The 16,005-nt window shown below is 38.7% G+C and carries 13 protein-coding genes; 4 read left to right on the top strand and 9 right to left on the bottom strand.

All coding sequences use genetic code 11. The features are described from left to right. Positions 1-44 precede the first annotated feature (44 nt). Positions 45-2,720: a hypothetical protein gene (locus K348_RS0103410; protein ID WP_029902927.1), complete on the top strand. Its 2,676-nt coding sequence runs from the start codon at positions 45-47 to the stop codon at positions 2,718-2,720. Positions 2,721-2,752: 32 nt separating this feature from the next. On the opposite strand, the gene K348_RS0103405 is transcribed toward K348_RS0103410, so the two are convergent. Further along, positions 2,753-3,184: a hypothetical protein gene (locus K348_RS0103405; protein ID WP_051697574.1), complete on the bottom strand. Its 432-nt coding sequence runs from the start codon at positions 3,182-3,184 to the stop codon at positions 2,753-2,755. 199 nt (positions 3,185-3,383) lie between these two features. On the opposite strand from K348_RS0103405, the gene K348_RS0103400 reads away from it, so the two are divergent. From K348_RS0103400 to K348_RS0103390, 3 genes are all read left to right on the top strand, one after another. After that, on the top strand, positions 3,384-4,349 hold the full coding sequence (locus K348_RS0103400; RefSeq protein WP_029902922.1) for a hypothetical protein: 966 nt from the start codon (positions 3,384-3,386) through the stop codon (positions 4,347-4,349). 72 nt (positions 4,350-4,421) lie between these two features. Next, on the top strand, positions 4,422-4,895 hold the full coding sequence (locus K348_RS0103395; RefSeq protein WP_029902920.1) for a hypothetical protein: 474 nt from the start codon (positions 4,422-4,424) through the stop codon (positions 4,893-4,895). A gap of 899 nt (positions 4,896-5,794) precedes the next feature. Then, a complete protein-coding gene (locus tag K348_RS0103390) occupies positions 5,795-6,667 on the top strand; it encodes a pyridoxamine kinase (protein WP_029902918.1) in 873 nt (290 codons plus the stop codon). Positions 6,668-6,674: 7 nt separating this feature from the next. Here the strand turns inward: K348_RS0103390 and K348_RS0103385 are convergent, their stop codons facing one another. The 8 genes from K348_RS0103385 to lpdA form a co-directional block, all read right to left on the bottom strand. Beyond that, positions 6,675-7,247 carry a DNA-3-methyladenine glycosylase I gene (locus tag K348_RS0103385; protein WP_029902916.1) on the bottom strand — a complete coding sequence of 191 codons (573 nt, stop codon included), beginning with the start codon at positions 7,245-7,247 and terminating at the stop codon, positions 6,675-6,677. A gap of 20 nt (positions 7,248-7,267) precedes the next feature. After that, complete coding sequence (locus K348_RS0103380) at positions 7,268-8,623, bottom strand: S41 family peptidase (RefSeq protein ID WP_029902915.1); 1,356 nt, start codon at positions 8,621-8,623, stop codon at positions 7,268-7,270. Positions 8,624-8,749: 126 nt separating this feature from the next. Then, complete coding sequence (locus K348_RS0103375) at positions 8,750-9,523, bottom strand: carbonic anhydrase family protein (RefSeq protein ID WP_029902914.1); 774 nt, start codon at positions 9,521-9,523, stop codon at positions 8,750-8,752. 249 nt (positions 9,524-9,772) lie between these two features. After that, positions 9,773-10,279, bottom strand: coding sequence for a flavodoxin (locus K348_RS0103370; protein ID WP_029902912.1), 507 nt, complete (start codon positions 10,277-10,279; stop codon positions 9,773-9,775). Between the two features lie 77 nt (positions 10,280-10,356). Beyond that, positions 10,357-12,390, bottom strand: coding sequence for a thiamine pyrophosphate-dependent enzyme (locus K348_RS0103365; RefSeq protein ID WP_029902910.1), 2,034 nt, complete (start codon positions 12,388-12,390; stop codon positions 10,357-10,359). A gap of 88 nt (positions 12,391-12,478) precedes the next feature. Continuing rightward, positions 12,479-13,837, bottom strand: a complete 1,359-nt coding sequence (locus tag K348_RS0103360; RefSeq protein ID WP_029902907.1) for a dihydrolipoamide acetyltransferase family protein — start codon at positions 13,835-13,837, stop codon at positions 12,479-12,481. 42 nt (positions 13,838-13,879) lie between these two features. After that, on the bottom strand, positions 13,880-14,641 hold the full coding sequence (locus K348_RS0103355) for a lipoate--protein ligase (protein ID WP_029902905.1): 762 nt from the start codon (positions 14,639-14,641) through the stop codon (positions 13,880-13,882). A gap of 10 nt (positions 14,642-14,651) precedes the next feature. Next, positions 14,652-16,001: a dihydrolipoyl dehydrogenase gene (lpdA, locus tag K348_RS0103350; protein ID WP_029902903.1), complete on the bottom strand. Its 1,350-nt coding sequence runs from the start codon at positions 15,999-16,001 to the stop codon at positions 14,652-14,654. Between the last annotated feature and the right edge of the window lie 4 nt (positions 16,002-16,005).

The raw sequence follows: 16,005 nt of genomic DNA, 5'->3' as shown, positions 1-16,005 counted from the left end.
CATTTTTGAATTTGCGAATCTAGCTAATTTACAAATTAAAAAATATGGCAAGTTTAGAACTCTACATCAACAAACAATTATGTGAGATAGAAAGTCCGGAAAGTTTCTCGGTATATCTCAAACGGCAGCTGCTGAATCCGGCAGAGCTGAGTACCAAAGATGCACAACGCTCTTACGACATCACTTTGCCCGCGACGGCGACTAATAACGCTATCTTCGGCTATACGAATACCGAAGAGGTAAAGGGCAAGTTTTCGCAACTGTATGATGCGCAGTTGCTGGTGAACGGAATAAAGATTTTCGACGGGAAGTTCAAAATCAGTGAGATAACAAAGGAGTATTATAAGGGTAATCTGGGGATTCCGGCGCAGAAGACGGTGAAGGATATTTTCGGGGAGATGAAGATGAATCAGGCGGGGGAGTGGCTAGTGCCATTTCAGCAAATGACTGATATTTCTATATATAACAAAGGCGAAATCGAAGAATCCAAATATTGCTTTTTCCCGTTTGTACTTTATGGGCTGATGCCAAAAGAGTCTAAACTGAATGGAACATTTACAGGAAAGGAATTATTGGACGATTCAGTTAATTTTCACCTTGATAATTTCCCGCCGTCTATAAATTGTCTGGAAACTATAAAATGTATTTTTGATAAGGCCGAGCCTAAACTAAATATAACCGGAACTGCATTCACGGATGAACGCCTGAAAAACTTATTTATGAGTTATAAAAATCCGATAGAATATAATATGCCATGGAATTATGGAAAATGGGCTCGTGCCTCTATAAAGGGAAGCTGGACAAATCTGGCTAACGGGGAAACAGAGTGTAAGTATTATGGTAACCAGAATAATGATTTACATCTATATACAGTCGATATGCTACATGCAGCAAATTCGAATGTAACTATAGGCAATAATGAAGGAAAAATAGTAAGGCAAGAATCTAAAATAGAAAATAATAATCGAAAAATTAATCATACCTATATTACAATACCGGCAGATGGCTTATATAAAATAATATTCGACGCAAAACTAAAACTTGATGGAACAAGAAATAGGGTGGTTGAGTACGACGGTACCAGAGTAGTATCGTCGCGAAGCCATAGATTTGAATACGGCAGAATGGATACTTTCAGAGATTTTGGATTTGAAGTTAAACTGCTAAGACGCAAAGTTGGTGAAGATATTAGTTACGACCAGATTGGGTTTGATAATGTTTTCTACCGGAATAACCTTTTACAACTTGATGATAATAATTTTAAAGACACTAAATATTTTCCGGAGGTGGGCGGAGTCAATTTCATTGATATAAAGCAAAACCCTTATCTACTATGTGGCTTTTCTTTCGGTAAGAACCGTTTTAATAAAACCAATCCACTCGATACCAATGGTCTTTATTGTAATCTTATGGCAAAGCGGTATGGAAAGTCTTGGGATTCGGATTTGAAAGATGAACAATCATATACAGCCACACATTGCCCTATTTATTACGCAACAAAAGAGGAAGATAATACAGTAATATATGAACCGACTTCAAAATACACTGTAAACCTGATAAGTAACACTCTAAATAATAAAATTTCGCGCAACAGCGACTACATGGAAGGGGAAGGGCAGATATACCAGATAGTATGGTTGGAAAAAGATGAACAGATAACTGTAACTTCAAACTCAGACCTCACAGAAAGCACATATCCGGGATCTGAGGGGAATGAATGGAGCTGGCTGCACTACGATGTAGACTTTAACCTTTCGATAGAAGCATTCAGGCAAGATATGGATGAATGGTTACAAATAGACAGTGACGGTACAGGTAAGGGAGCGATGAAATGGGATGATGATAAAACATTCCTCGAAAATGAACTGGATTTGGTGAAGTTTCTGCCTTCGGATATGAAAATAAATGACTGGCTCGAACATTTCTGTAAAGCTTTCAACCTTGACTTGGTACAAACGGGTGAAAAAAACTTCGAACTTAATACAAAGCAGATACGGAAAATAAGCACTTCGGCGATAATCGACCTCGATAAAAAAGCAAATGTAAATATGGATAGGAAAAATCAATCGTTGAAAATACCTGCCATATATGAAGTTGGCTACACCGTAGACAAAAATGAAGAAGGCTATGAGAAATCTAAGACGGATAAAAAAGTTGCCGATAGCGGTGACGATGGAGGAGGGAAATACCTGACCGGAAGCATAGAAGAAAAAACAATAAAACAGACTTCAAATTTTTCGTACAACTGGTTCAAAAAAATTACAGATAACAAAGGTGAGGAATGGTACATACCTGTCATATCTGACAAAGAGGTATGGGGAGAAAACACGGTAGACTATGAGGAAGCTATGAAAAAGAAATATGTAAATAAAGCTCAACGGTTTTGGTATAAAAAGAACAAAACTTTCGAAACATATTTGAATATGAAAGACCCAGTAGATATCGCATTAGTATCGGACAAAATCGAAAAAGAAAAACCGATGCAGCTAGATTATAAAAATTCAGGAAATTCTATACTGAACAATTACTTTACATTGCTTATCGACACAGATAATACTTACACTATAGTGGAGTGTTTCCTTACTCCTGACGAATATAATAACATCGCCGACAGCCAGATAAAATTTAACGGTGACTTGTATTATGTAGCGGAAGTAGACGGATATGACCCGTTGTGTAAGAAGAAAGCGACATTGAAACTGATACGGAATGTCATATAAAGCAATAGAGCCCGGATTTCCGGGCTCTATTGTTATTCTTTTACTTTTGTATATATTCTCCAATCATTATCGTCAAACTTATTTGGTGTAGTCCAAAAATTACCTTTTTCATCGAATTTATATCTCCATGTCCCGTCAGAAACCCTATATCCTGTATTATTGATTATATAATTTTCCCGCCATAAACTCTTTTTGTAAGTTCCATCATCATAAAAAGTAACTACATATGCATCGAAATCTTTAGAAAAATATATACCACGAGGAGCATTAATATTTTTCCACAATCCCTCTATCGGATTATACCCCTCCGGCTTATAATTCGGGTCATTCTCATCATTCCAATTCCCATTCCATACAAATTTTCCATTATCATCGCCGTCGTCGTTATTGTCATCATCACTACCACATCCAGCAAAACCCACACACAACGAGCATATAAATATAAAATACAGGAACTTTTTCATAACTCAATATTATAGTTTGTTATGAGCAAAGATAGATAAAAATGTTAAATAAGAGAGAATAAATATTTGCGAAGAAAGTATATTCCGAGTAACTTTTATTGGGATATCTTTTGTTTTTAAACTCACAGTGAGTAATTTTAGCCCTTTATTGAGGAGATAAAACTATATATATTTAAATGCCCTTATATTTTATTCGGTAATGAAAATAGAAACAATACACGACAACTTGTTAAATGCCATCCGCAGTAAGATGCCTCAAAATGCCAATATTGCCAGTTTCCTGATGGAGGTATTATGTATAGGAAAGGAGGCCGTATATCGCCGTTTGCGGAGTGAGGTTCCCTTTACTATGGAAGAAGCTACAACAATCTGCAAAACTTTAGGTATCTCTTTCGATGCGTTGACAAATATAGATATACCCCAAAACAGGCCGTTTCAACTCCGGTTGACAGAGTTTATAAACCCGGATGAGGTAGATTATGTTATGATGGAAAGATTCAATGAAATCCTTTACGAATCGCGTGTTGATGAAAACAGGGAAGTGGGAATATCGGCAAACATACTTCCACAAATTGTTTTTCTTAACTATGATTATCTCACAAAGTTTTATTTATTCAAATGGCTCTATCAATGGAACGGGGCTACACATATCAAATCGCTCGACGATGTGAAAATATCCCCGCGACTGGACAGTATACACAAAAGATATGTAGAGGAATCTATGTACATATCATATACATATTATATATGGGATAATCTTATATTCCATTATCTTGTGAATGAAATCAAGTATTTTGCAAGCATACGCTTTATTAGTACGGAAGATGTTCTTGCTCTCAAAGAAGACCTCTTGAAATTGGTAGAGGATATGGAAGTTCTGGCAATGAAAGGAGCTTTTGAAACGGGGGCTAAACTGCAATTTTATCTTTCCAGCATCAATCTCGAGTCTACCTATAGCTATCTGCAAATGCAAAACTATAATATCAGCCATATTAAAGTCTTTACATTGGGTTCAGTATATTCGTTTGATCCGGGAACGTTTGAAAGGATGAAGAACCGGATTCAATCGTTGAAAAGATTATCCACTCTTATTTCCGAAAGTGGAGAAATGCAACGGGTGCAGTTTTTCAAGAAGCAAAGAGAATTGATAAATTCCATGGGATAGATTCCGAAATATCTTATTTTATAACTGAAAAAGCGTAACTTGCACTTTTGATTTACATTATTAAGATACAATATGGGGTTATTTGATTTCTTTAGAAAAAAACAACAGGTAATAGAAATTACCGAAGAAGACCGTAGGGAGTTCGCTGAAGAGATGGTGGCAAATGCCAATGCTCTGGTAAAACAATTCGGAGATATTGCTAAACTCGATTTTAGTGTTGAGAGCCTTCAGCTTCTGGATGATATAATGGAAGAAAATACGTCTTTCTATATGCAGGGTAATGATGAAACCAAGCGAATAATGGTAATTAAGATAGGAGCATATATATTTGAAGTCGCCCGGCAGAATTTTGGAGGCCGTTATTATTGGTACGATCGTTTAAATCAACCGATATTGGTTACCGGGCAACCGGAATTCGAAATGTCGCTGCTTGCATATGAAAAGGTAAAAGGCCGTTTTGAAAACGGTAGTGAAGATAATATTCCTTTCTTTTTTGACGGTTACGTTCAAGGAGTTAAAAGCAAGGAAAGTATGATGATCGTATAAGAAAGTATTGCATAAATATTTAATATACTGAAAAATTATTCAAGTATTAATGCTTTATCTGTTAAACAGAATTTGTTGGTTTTAGCTTCATTTTCAAAATATATTTCTCTGAAAACGAGAAAAGTTTTTTCCTATAATTATTTCTTATTTTAATTTGACTTTTTCTATAATTAACTATGTGTTTGTAAGATAGATTTTTAAGGGGATTGGTCTTTCTAAAAGTAAATATTCTTAAAATAATTACAAATGATTGCTTTTGTTTCGATTTTCGAAACAAATCTATTTACGTGTATCTCAAATCGATAAATTAGACCTGTCTGGAGTGGTGATGTTACAGAGAGCGAAATGATTGATATTTCCATCTGTTAAATCAGAAACAACATAAATGCAAAATACTCATAATTAGTACCCGTTTTCCCGTAATCATAGTGTATTTTTACAAATGTAAAAGGACGATATTTGAAACCATTGAACAAAAGTAGCTGATAAGAGCGAAATAAAAAGGTTATACGATTCGTCTCTGGCATAAAGATACAATTTTCTTTTATAGAAATTGTCTAATAGCCTAACGGAGTTGAAAATGCCCAATATAATATATAAAGTAGTTTTATAAATTTTATTAGCACTAGTTTAGATTTTTTTTAATAGTTAAGGAAGAACCGCAAGTTTTGTGTAGTTTGTGAAGTGTGAAGCCATGTGAGCTGTGAAGTTCGCATGGTTTTGTTTTTTATATTGTTTATACACAATATATTTAACGTTTTTATAGCTTTATATGTTCATATTCATATTTATTTTTCGATATTTTTATACTGTCAAAGGTATGTAAAAACATATTTCTTTTATTTACGTTTCTATTTATAAGAAACGCGATTTTATCATTTCACATAAGACAAGTACATATGTATTTAAATAAAACAAAGAAAATAGTTGCCATTCATGATCTTTCGGGAATAGGACGTGTATCACTTTCGGTGGTGATACCCATACTGACTTCAATGGGATTTCAGGTTACACCCCTTCCAACGGCTATACTTTCCAGTCATACTCAGTATCCTGATTTTTCATTTCTCGATTTAACAGATGAGATGAAAAAGATAATAAGTAAGTGGAAGAAGCTGGGTGCTGAATTCGATACTTTTTATTCCGGATACCTTGGATCGCCCGAGCAAATACAGATTGTAAAGGATTTTATATCTGATTTTAGAAGGGAAAATAATCTTGTTGTGGTTGACCCCGTATTAGGCGATAATGGCAAATTATATACAGGGTTCGATATGGCTATTGTTGAAGAAATGAGGCGATTGATAACAGTTGCCGACATTATTACTCCTAATCTCACCGAATTGTTTTACTTGCTAGACATTCCTTACGAAACCGAGTATACAGATGAGCGGCTGAAAGAATACCTGTTGTCACTTTCCGAAAAAGGTCCGTCTATCGTTATTATTACCAGTGTACCGGTGGCGAATGATCCTCATCAAACTTCGGTTTATGCTTATAATCGTAATGGAGGATGCTTCTGGAAAGTAACCTGCCCCTATTTGCCTGCTCATTATCCGGGAGTAGGGGATACCTTTACCAGCGTCATAACAGGAGCAATGATGCAGGGAGATAGCCTGCCTATGGCTCTCGACAGGGCTACACAGTTCTGTTATCAGGGAATACGTGCAACATTCGGATATGAGTACGATTCCAGAGAAGGCATATTATTAGAGAAAGTATTACATAACCTGCACATACCGATACAGGTAAGCACTTATGAATTGATATAAATTTTTTCTATTTAGTTCTGCATATACAGTCGATAAGGTGATCGTTTACATATCCTACAGCCTGGAGGTGTGCATAACATATTGTAGTGCCGAAGAATTTAAACCCGCGCTTTTTCATATCTTTACTGATAGCGTCGGATAGTGGTGTCGATGCAGGAATCTCAGCCAATGTTTTCCAATTGTTTACTATAGGCTTTCCCTTCGGAAGGAATGATCTTATATAATTGCAGAAACTACCGAATTCTTTCTGAATTTCTATAAAATGTTGTGCATTTGTGATCGTAGCTTTTATTTTCAGCCTGTTGCGGATAATACCTTCATCATTCATTAGTCTTTCCACGTCTTTATCTGTGAATTTCGCTACTTTTTCGACATCGAATCCGGCAAAAGCTTTCCTGTATCCTTCGCGTCTTCGCAGAATGGTAATCCAGCTTAATCCGGCTTGAGCACCTTCCAGCACGAGGAATTCAAACATCGTTTTATCATCCGTTACTTCTATGCCCCATTCTTCGTCATGGTATTTTATATATAAGGGATCATTGCCTGCCCAGCCGCAGCGTATTGTTTCTGTCTTATTCATGTCAGATTATTTAGAGCTATTTATAATTTACCGTTTTTGATTGCATTTATTGTATAATCCAGTGCCTCTTCGTATGGAATTTCTATATCGGGCTTTACTCCATGTACACTGTTTTTATCAGCTTTATAATTGTAGAAAAGTTTATTTGAAACATTATATTTTAATCGGGTATTAGGCAATACCGAATTTAGGCTCGCTCCGAAGGAATGTCCCAAACCGCCTGTCTCTTCTCCGATTACTGTGCCTAATCCAAATTTCCAGAATGCCCATGAAAAGTCGGTAGCGGCAGAAAAATTCAGGAACCCTGTTAATAAGAATTTTTTGCCATGAAAGCGTACGGAATCCGGATATGGATCAAGAAAATACCTATCCTCTTCTTCCTTAGGTATAATAAACGGCCCCTCTTTTCTCAGCCTGTCCCATATTGCTTCATTATTTTGATACCACGGATGACTTTTAGCAAGTTGATAGCTTATTTTAGTATCTGTACCATCATATTGTTTAAATGGAACATCCGAAATATACATCAGAAGATCATTTCCTACAAGATCGGTTCCGCCTCCGTTGAAACGTGCATCAATTATCAGGTATTCGATTCCCATTTTATTTATAGAATCGAAGGATGTTTTAAAAAAATCCTGTGCAAACTCCACTGGTATATCACAAGAATTGAAACTCAGAATGGCTATTTTGTTCGTTTCATCCAGTGTTAAGTCAAGCGTTTTTTCGAATGATAATAAACTCCCAAGAGCCTTTTCTACAACATCCGTATCAACGCCATTTGTATCCATATTTCTGCTTTTTCCCTGTTCGTCAATATATCCGATCTTAAAGGAAGAATATCCATATGTATTAGCATAATAATCTGAGAATTTCAACTGTAGATAATTCTTTTTAAAATAATCTGTTTCTCCGAAAATATATCTGAGTAATTCCTTAATGATGTCCTTACTATTTTTCCCGTTTATATATGTTATTTGCGTTCCCTTTGGCAATTTAGTTTTCCCATAGGAATCTATTACAAATATTTCATGTTTATCGCTTATATTAATACGGAAGGGAAAAAGCTTTTGCTCTTGCGACCGGGATGCATAGGGCGTGATATTAGTATGTCCGTCATTCAGTTTTGCAACTAAAGGGGTGATGAGGTTGTAAAAATCCATACTGGTCATCGAGTCGCGAAGATTATGCTTTAACTCATTGAATTCCCTGTCAAAATCCTTTTTAGAATATTGATAATACGGGTTCGGATGAATTTCATTAATCGCCTGATACAATGTATCCGCATCATTTATAAGCTGTTGTCTGGTAAAGCGTGTTTGTGCAGAACATAGGCCAATATTCAGAATAGTGAATATTACTATAAGTTTTTTCATTTTATATTTTTTAGCCTATAAATGTAAAAAATCATTTTGAATTGGAATGCTGAATGCTGAAAAATAAAACAGGCTGCATACACTCTTGTATAGCAGCCTGCCGGCGAAAATTACATTTACCGTTTGTCAAAGAAAGTCTACACGCCCCGTTTCCATATGGTAAACTCCTCCGACGATTTTTATTTCGCCTTTATCTTCCATTTCCTTCAATATCGGGCTATTCTTACGGATCTCTTCCATAGTCAGCTTCACATTATCATCGCAAACTTTCTGTACGAATGCTTTATTCTTAGAAGTTTTATCTCCTTCATAATCTTTTGATGCCATTGTCACAGCCGGGCGTATTTTTGAAAGTAAGGTTGTTATGTTTCCTAATTTCACATCATCGATAGCCGATTTTATGGCACCGCAATGCTCATGTCCGAGTACTACGATGAGTTTCGAACCCGATACTTTACAGGCATATTCAAGGCTTCCCAGTATATCGGGATTTACCACGTTTCCTGCTACACGGGCGACAAATATGTCGCCTATTCCTCTATGGAATACATCTTCTACCGGTACGCGTGAATCGAGGCACGATACCACTACTGCTTTCGGATATTGCCCGAGTGCAGCTTCCCGTACACGCTCTGTATTGTTGCGTACGGTAAGGTTGTCTTCCGTAAATTCTTTATTTCCTTGCTTGAGGATTTCTAGAACTGTATCGGGAGTAAGTTTTGCCTGCTCTTCTGCCGAGAGAACAGAATTGTTTAATACTTCTTTTTTCGGGAATCCAATATCCGTAGCTGCAGTCACAGGTTCATTATTTGCTTTGGCATGCCTGCTACATGATGTATATGAAAATGAAGCCATAGCAAGTGATATGAATAGCATACTATTCAATACAAGTTTTTTCATAATCGATAACTTAAAAGATTTCTTTAAATGTTTTGTCTCCAATTTAGTTTGTCCTATTGCTAATATTCTTATGCATATAATGACTGAACACCCCTTTATTTTATACAGTATTTCATTAGACTTTAAAATATATAATAAGTTGCACCGGGTTAACAATTCTATTTTATAATTAATGGATATTTACGAAAAAAGATGCTTATCGTTCGTCGATAAACATCTTTTATTAATAGAACAGATTAAAATTCTGTATTAATCGAATTCTTTTTTCAATTGTTCCACCCAATCTTTTATTCTTTGATCGGTCATACTGTGCTGATTCTCGAAATCGATCGCCAGACCTGTAAATTTATCCCCACGGACAGCAACTGAATGATCGAAGGTATAGCCTCTGGTAGCCGTAAGTCCAATTATCTTAGCTCCCACATTTTCGAATGCTTCAGCAAGGATGCCTATCCCGTCTACGAAGTTGTCGGGATATTTTACCTGATCACCCAACCCGAAGATAGCAACTTTTTTACCTTTCATATTCAGGGTTTCCAGTTCGGGCTTTACCTCGTCCCAGTAGGTAGGCAGTTCTCCGTCGAACCATGTAGATACGCCCACTATGATATTGTCATACTGTTCGAAGTCTTTCTTCCATGCATCTTCTACGGGTATGATATCTATTTTTACATCGCCGAATGCTTCCTGCACCTTTTTTGCAATGGTAGCGGTTTTCGTTGTACTTGTTCCGTAAAACAATCCTATTTTTTTCATATGCTTTATTTTAGTTACGAGTTACAAGTTACGAGAATCAGGGTTTTTTCCTTGTAACTCGTAACCTGTAACTAGATTCAATATTCCAAAAGTTTCTTAGCAGCCTCATATATCCTGTTCTCATCCGGTAATATAGCCTTTTCCAATATAGGACTAAAGCCCACAGGTGTAAAGGTAGAGCCTACACGTTGTACGGGAGCATCCAGATAACGAAACATTTCTGTACTTATCATCGCTGCAATTTCAGCACCGAAGCCCGAAAATACTTTATCTTCATGTACTACAAGTACTTTACTGGTCTTTTTTACCGATTCGAAAATCGCATCCTTATCCAGCGGAACCAGCGAGCGGATATCCATTACTTCTACATTCCAGCCGATTTCTTTAGCTAGTCTTTCAGCTGCATTTAGGCTGAGGAACGTCGTATTTCCGTAAGTGATGATACTCAGGTCTGTTCCTGGTCGGCGAATACGCGCCTTACCAAATGGTACTTCGAAATCGTCGGGAATGACTGTAGAGGCTTCCACGGAATTATACTGAGCTTTCGGTTCGAGGAACACGGTAAATCCTTCGGAACGCATACTTGTACGCAGCAGCCCTGCTGCGTCGTCGGCAAATGAAGGATACACAATGCGTGCACCCGGCAAGGTAGTCAGTGTACCTTCCAGATTCTGTGAATGGTACATACCTCCGCCGATGTATCCGCCTGAAGCTAGCCGCAGAGTAATATTCGGAGAAAATTTTCCATTACTGCGCCAGTAGTCGTGCGTACATTCTATATATTGTTCCATAGCCGGCCAGAAATAGTCGGCGAATTCTGCACCTTCGATAACTATACGTATTTTTTTATCGAAACGGCTCATCCCGTTTGCCGTAGCTACTATGTAGTCTTCGGCGATAGGTGCATTGAACACGCGTTTTTCCCCGAATTCCTGCTGCATGCCTTTCGATACATTGAACACACCACCCTTTTCCTTATTTGCCACGTCCTGACCCCATAGGAATGTATCTGGGTTGCGGCGGAATTCGGCTTTCAGCGTTTCGTTGATAGCTGTTACCAGATTTTTCTTTTCCCCTTCTTCGTTATGTGTACCGTCTACATATTTTTCAGGTTTATACGGTTCAGGCATAACATAGTCAAAAATAGATTTCGGATCAGGATCGGGAGCTGATAACGCTTTTTTATTTGCAGCACTCAACTCTTTCTTTGCATCCGCTTCTATCTCTTTCAGTTCCTCTTCCGTGAAACGTTTGTAACGCAACAACATACGACGGAACTTCATCAGAGGGTCGGCATCTTTTACATATTTCAATTCGTTTTCGTCACGATAAAGTGCCTGCTTATCCGAATTCGAATGTGAACCGATACGCACACAATTGGCATGAACGATAGCGGGCATACGATTCTCAATAGCATATTCGCGGGCTTCGGTCATTGCGTTCATCGAGTCGAAGACGTCTTTGCCATTGCAATATATGATTTTCACATTTTTGAATCCTGTGAAATTCTGCGAAGCCTTACGGTTGGCTGTCTGGTCTTTTTTCGGAACGGAGATACCGTAGCCATTATCCTGAATGATAAAAATGACCGGTAACCGTTCATTCGATGCCCCGTTGATAGCCTCATATACATACCCCTCGGAAACAGATGAATCGCCATGTGAGGCGATGGCTACTCCTTTATGCTTGTAGTAAACCATTGCCCGTGCGGTGCCTACTGCCTGCGAATCGTGGTTGGCTACGGCCGACGATACATTCTGTATTCCCCACTCGGGTTTTGCAAAATGGTTCGACATGTGGCGTCCGCCACTGGCAGGATCAGTAGCTTTGGATATACCATTCAGTATAAGTTCTTCGGCGGTAAGTCCGGCCGAAAGCACTGTAAGCATGTCCCTGTAGTAAGGGAACAGGAAATCTTCTCCTCTGGTAAATAACTGTCCCATGGCAAGCTGGATGCCGTCGTGTCCGGCATATGGTGCGTGGTATGACCAGCCGAGCGATTGCAACAGATAGGCAGGTGCCTTTTCGTCGATGGCGCGCCCGAGTGTCATCAGGTGATACCATTTTTTGAGGGTTTCTTTATCTGTGGTTTTTATATCGTATTTTTTCATATGTTGTTTTATTAGGTGACAAGTAGACAAGATACAAGTAAACAAGTTCTAAACTTGTATCTCGTACCTTGTTTACTTGTGTCTTAATTTAAGCATTCCAATTCTCCAGATATTCTGCTATCCGATACAGGAAGTTACCTCCCAGCATACCGTCGATCACACGGTGGTCGTATGAAAGAGACAGGTACATCTTATGACGTATGGCTATCACATCTCCTTCAGGAGTTTCCACTATAGACGGTTTCTTCTCAATGATACCCACACCCAGTATAGCAACTTCCGGCTGATTGATTATCGGTGTGCCGAACAGGCTCTTGAATGAACCGAAGTTGGTTATCGTAAATGTTCCTCCCTGTATTTCATCCGGCATCAGTTTGTTAGCACGGGCTTTGTTGGCCAGTGTGCTTACTGATGCGGCGATTCCGCTGATACTGAGCTTGTCGGCATCTTTTACTACAGGAACAATCAGATTTCCGTCATTTAATGAGACTGCAACACCCACATTGATACGTTTCTTTTCTATAATGTTATAGCCGTCTACCGATGAATTTACGCGCGGGTAGTCTTTCAATGCCTTTGCTGTAGCTTCTACAATGGCAGGCATATAAGTAAGGCTGATACCTTCACGTTTCTTGAATGCTTCTTTATTCTCTTCGCGCCATTTCACCAGTTTAGTTACATCCACTTCTATGACGTTGGTCACATGCGGGGAAGTCTTCTTCGATGACGTCATACGGTCTGCAATAATCTTACGTATAGGGTCCATCGCGATTACTGTATCGCCATCAACTACCGATACGGGAACAACAGGCTTCGGAGCATCTTGTGTCTGTGAGTGTGAAGCCGTAGCAGGTTTTTCTGCTACTGCGGATTTTGGTTTGACTTCCGAAGCTGTGATTCCTTTTTTCTTATTTTCTATATATATTTCAATGTCGCGTTTGCTCAGGCGGCCTTCGTATCCGGTACCGGTAATTGCATCCAGTTCATCTTTGTTGATTTTGGCTTCTCTGGCCTTTTCGAGTACTACAGGCGAATACCAGCGGTCGCCACTGTTCTTGGTTGCAGGGGCGTTTACGGTTGGTTCGCGCGGTGCTGCAGCAGGAGCAGATACAGGCGCAGTTTTCTCTTCTGCTTTAGGTGCAGCAGGTTCTTCTTTCTTTTCAGGAGCCGGATCAGGTGTTGTTTCTTCACTGTCTCCCTCTTCGCCTTCAAGTTGTACGACGGCAACGACTGTACCAACGGCAACAGTATCTCCTTCTTTGAAAAGGATTTCCAATATCTTGCCCGCTACAGGCGAAGGTATTTCTGCGCTTACCTTAGCCGTATTAACCTCGAACAATACATCGTCTTCGTTGATGGTATCGCCTACCTTTACCGACCACGAGATAATTGTCCCTTCTGTAATACTTTCGCCCAGTTTGGGCATTTTTATTTCAAATTTTGACATGGTTATATTTAGTTATATTATTAATTATCATTTTATTGTTGTTCATACTGACAATTGTATTTCAGTTCTCTTATAGTTCCCGTAAAAATTCCAATCTTCAGTCGCATATTTATGTTTTGACAAGTTTTCAATAGCCGAAATATCTTCTTTCGAAAACTTATACAGCTTATTTTTTTTCCCCTGATATAAAAAATAATCTAGAATATACTTTTTGAAAAACTTAATATCCCACGGTTCTGCCAGATGTTGTACAATATTAGTAACGGGGCTCTTTACCGACTTCACATAGATGCGGTCGTCCGTCCTGTTTTCCATTTGCTTAGGGTCACTGTTCAGTGTATCCGCAAGACTGCTGAGGTCGGATGAAAAAAGCAGGGTAGCGTGATACATCACCCTGTCTTTATGAACACATTGAGCACTCCCCGAAATCTTGAGGCCATTGATATTTATTCCCCTGCGCTCATCTGATTCGGCATCTATACCTATTTCGGAAAGCAGAGTGATAATTTGTTTCGTGAATTTATCGAAGTTTACATTATCATTCTTTTCAATGAATGTAAGATTGAGATTTCCGAGGTCATGAAATACGGTTCCACCACCTGAAAAACGTCTAACAACCTTTATCTTGTTGCGCTTTACAAAGTCGAGATTTATCTCAGCCAGTACATTCTGATATTTACCAACAATGACCGACGGATCGTTCTGCCAAAGCATAAAAATATCATCCCGAAAGTTCTTCAAAAGATATTCTTCGCTTGCCAGATTGAAATAAGCGTCGGTATGTATGTTGTTTATGCAGAGCATTATATAATAATTAAGAGAATAATGTTTCGTGTATAATTTCACTCACTGTAGGGTGAGGATAAACATGCTTGCGAAATTCTTCTACCGTATCTCCATTTGAGATAGCTATTCCCGCTATTACAATCAGTTCCGATGCCGGGTTACCCAGCATATGGCAGCCTATTATAGTGTCATTGTCATCTACAATTATTTTACATAAGCCGTTTCCAAGTTCATTTTCAGCGACAAAGCGTCCTGCATAAGCCATAGGTAATTTCAGTACGCGGAACGATTCGCCTTTTGCAGTCAGTTCTTCCTCTGTCATGCCTACACCTGCAAGTTCGGGGTTGGTATAAACCACACCCGGAATAGCTTTGTAACTCATTTTATCGTCTTCACCAACTATGTGGCTGATAGCTACTTCTCCCTCGCGTATTGCTGTATGTGCCAATAGCGAGAATCCTGTGATATCACCCGCAGCATATACACGTGGATTGCTGGTTTGCATGTATTCATTTACTTTCACACCGTTACGGAATAATTCAATATTCAGATTTTCTAATCCAAATCCTTTAATTATCGGTCTGCGTCCTACGCTGACAAGTATACGGTCCGCTTCGATAGTTTCGGTTTTGCCGTCTTTTTCCACGACTACACCTTTATTTGTCACCTCTGTAACTTTAGTATTCAGTTTGAATGTTACTCCTTTCTTTGAGTAATCGCTACGGAGCATGGCCGATGTTTCCTTATCCATTATACCTAATATTTCAGGCATCATTTCTACTACAGTTACTTTTACGCCCATACTGTTGAAGAAAGAGGCGAATTCGATACCAATAACCCCGCCTCCGATGATAGCAAGCGATTTAGGGAGTTCTTTTATTTCCAGTGCTTCTTTAGATGTCCAGTAGTCGATATCCGACAGCCCTTTGATGGGTGGTATAATGGTTTCAGAGCCAGTGCAAAGCAGGATATACTTAACGCTGTATGTATTGTCACCGCTTGAGATGCGGAACAATCCGTTTTCTTCGCCTTGTATGGTTGCTGTGCCTTGTACTACCGTTACTCCGTTGAAGTTCAATTTGGCGCTGACTCCGGCAGTCAGTTTCTTTACTACTTTATCTTTTCGGGATATTATTTTAGGTAAGTCGAAAGCAGGCTCGCCTTCTACCGAGATGCCGTATTTTGATGCACCTTTTATATTATCAAGTGTTTTTGCCGAATAGAGAAGTGTTTTTGTAGGTATACATCCTTCATTCAGACAAACACCTCCGATTGCATTCTTTTCGAAAAGTATTGTTTTTAAACCGTTTGTGGCTGCTTTTTCTGCCGCATTGTATCCGGCAGGGCCGCCTCCGATAATCGCTATATCATGTTCCATAGAG

The organism is Prevotella sp. 10(H) (assembly GCF_000711235.1).
Classification (GTDB): domain Bacteria; phylum Bacteroidota; class Bacteroidia; order Bacteroidales; family Dysgonomonadaceae; genus Dysgonomonas.
This window is presented reverse-complemented; position numbering and strand designations above follow the sequence as displayed.

What these genes read in the sequence shown, in the direction of transcription:
- K348_RS0103410 (WP_029902927.1), top strand. Translation starts at nt 45, where the DNA reads ATGGCAAGTTTAGAACTCTACATCAACAAACAATTATGTGAGATAGAA.
- K348_RS0103390 (WP_029902918.1), top strand. Translation starts at nt 5,795, where the DNA reads ATGTATTTAAATAAAACAAAGAAAATAGTTGCCATTCATGATCTTTCG.
- K348_RS0103385 (WP_029902916.1), bottom strand. Translation starts at nt 7,247, where the DNA reads ATGAATAAGACAGAAACAATACGCTGCGGCTGGGCAGGCAATGATCCC.
- K348_RS0103365 (WP_029902910.1), bottom strand. Translation starts at nt 12,390, where the DNA reads ATGAAAAAATACGATATAAAAACCACAGATAAAGAAACCCTCAAAAAA.
- K348_RS0103400 (WP_029902922.1), top strand. Translation starts at nt 3,384, where the DNA reads ATGAAAATAGAAACAATACACGACAACTTGTTAAATGCCATCCGCAGT.
- K348_RS0103380 (WP_029902915.1), bottom strand. Translation starts at nt 8,623, where the DNA reads ATGAAAAAACTTATAGTAATATTCACTATTCTGAATATTGGCCTATGT.
- K348_RS0103355 (WP_029902905.1), bottom strand. Translation starts at nt 14,641, where the DNA reads ATGCTCTGCATAAACAACATACATACCGACGCTTATTTCAATCTGGCA.
- K348_RS0103375 (WP_029902914.1), bottom strand. Translation starts at nt 9,523, where the DNA reads ATGAAAAAACTTGTATTGAATAGTATGCTATTCATATCACTTGCTATG.
- K348_RS0103360 (WP_029902907.1), bottom strand. Translation starts at nt 13,837, where the DNA reads ATGTCAAAATTTGAAATAAAAATGCCCAAACTGGGCGAAAGTATTACA.
- K348_RS0103395 (WP_029902920.1), top strand. Translation starts at nt 4,422, where the DNA reads ATGGGGTTATTTGATTTCTTTAGAAAAAAACAACAGGTAATAGAAATT.
- lpdA (WP_029902903.1), bottom strand. Translation starts at nt 16,001, where the DNA reads ATGGAACATGATATAGCGATTATCGGAGGCGGCCCTGCCGGATACAAT.
- K348_RS0103405 (WP_051697574.1), bottom strand. Translation starts at nt 3,184, where the DNA reads ATGAAAAAGTTCCTGTATTTTATATTTATATGCTCGTTGTGTGTGGGT.
- K348_RS0103370 (WP_029902912.1), bottom strand. Translation starts at nt 10,279, where the DNA reads ATGAAAAAAATAGGATTGTTTTACGGAACAAGTACAACGAAAACCGCT.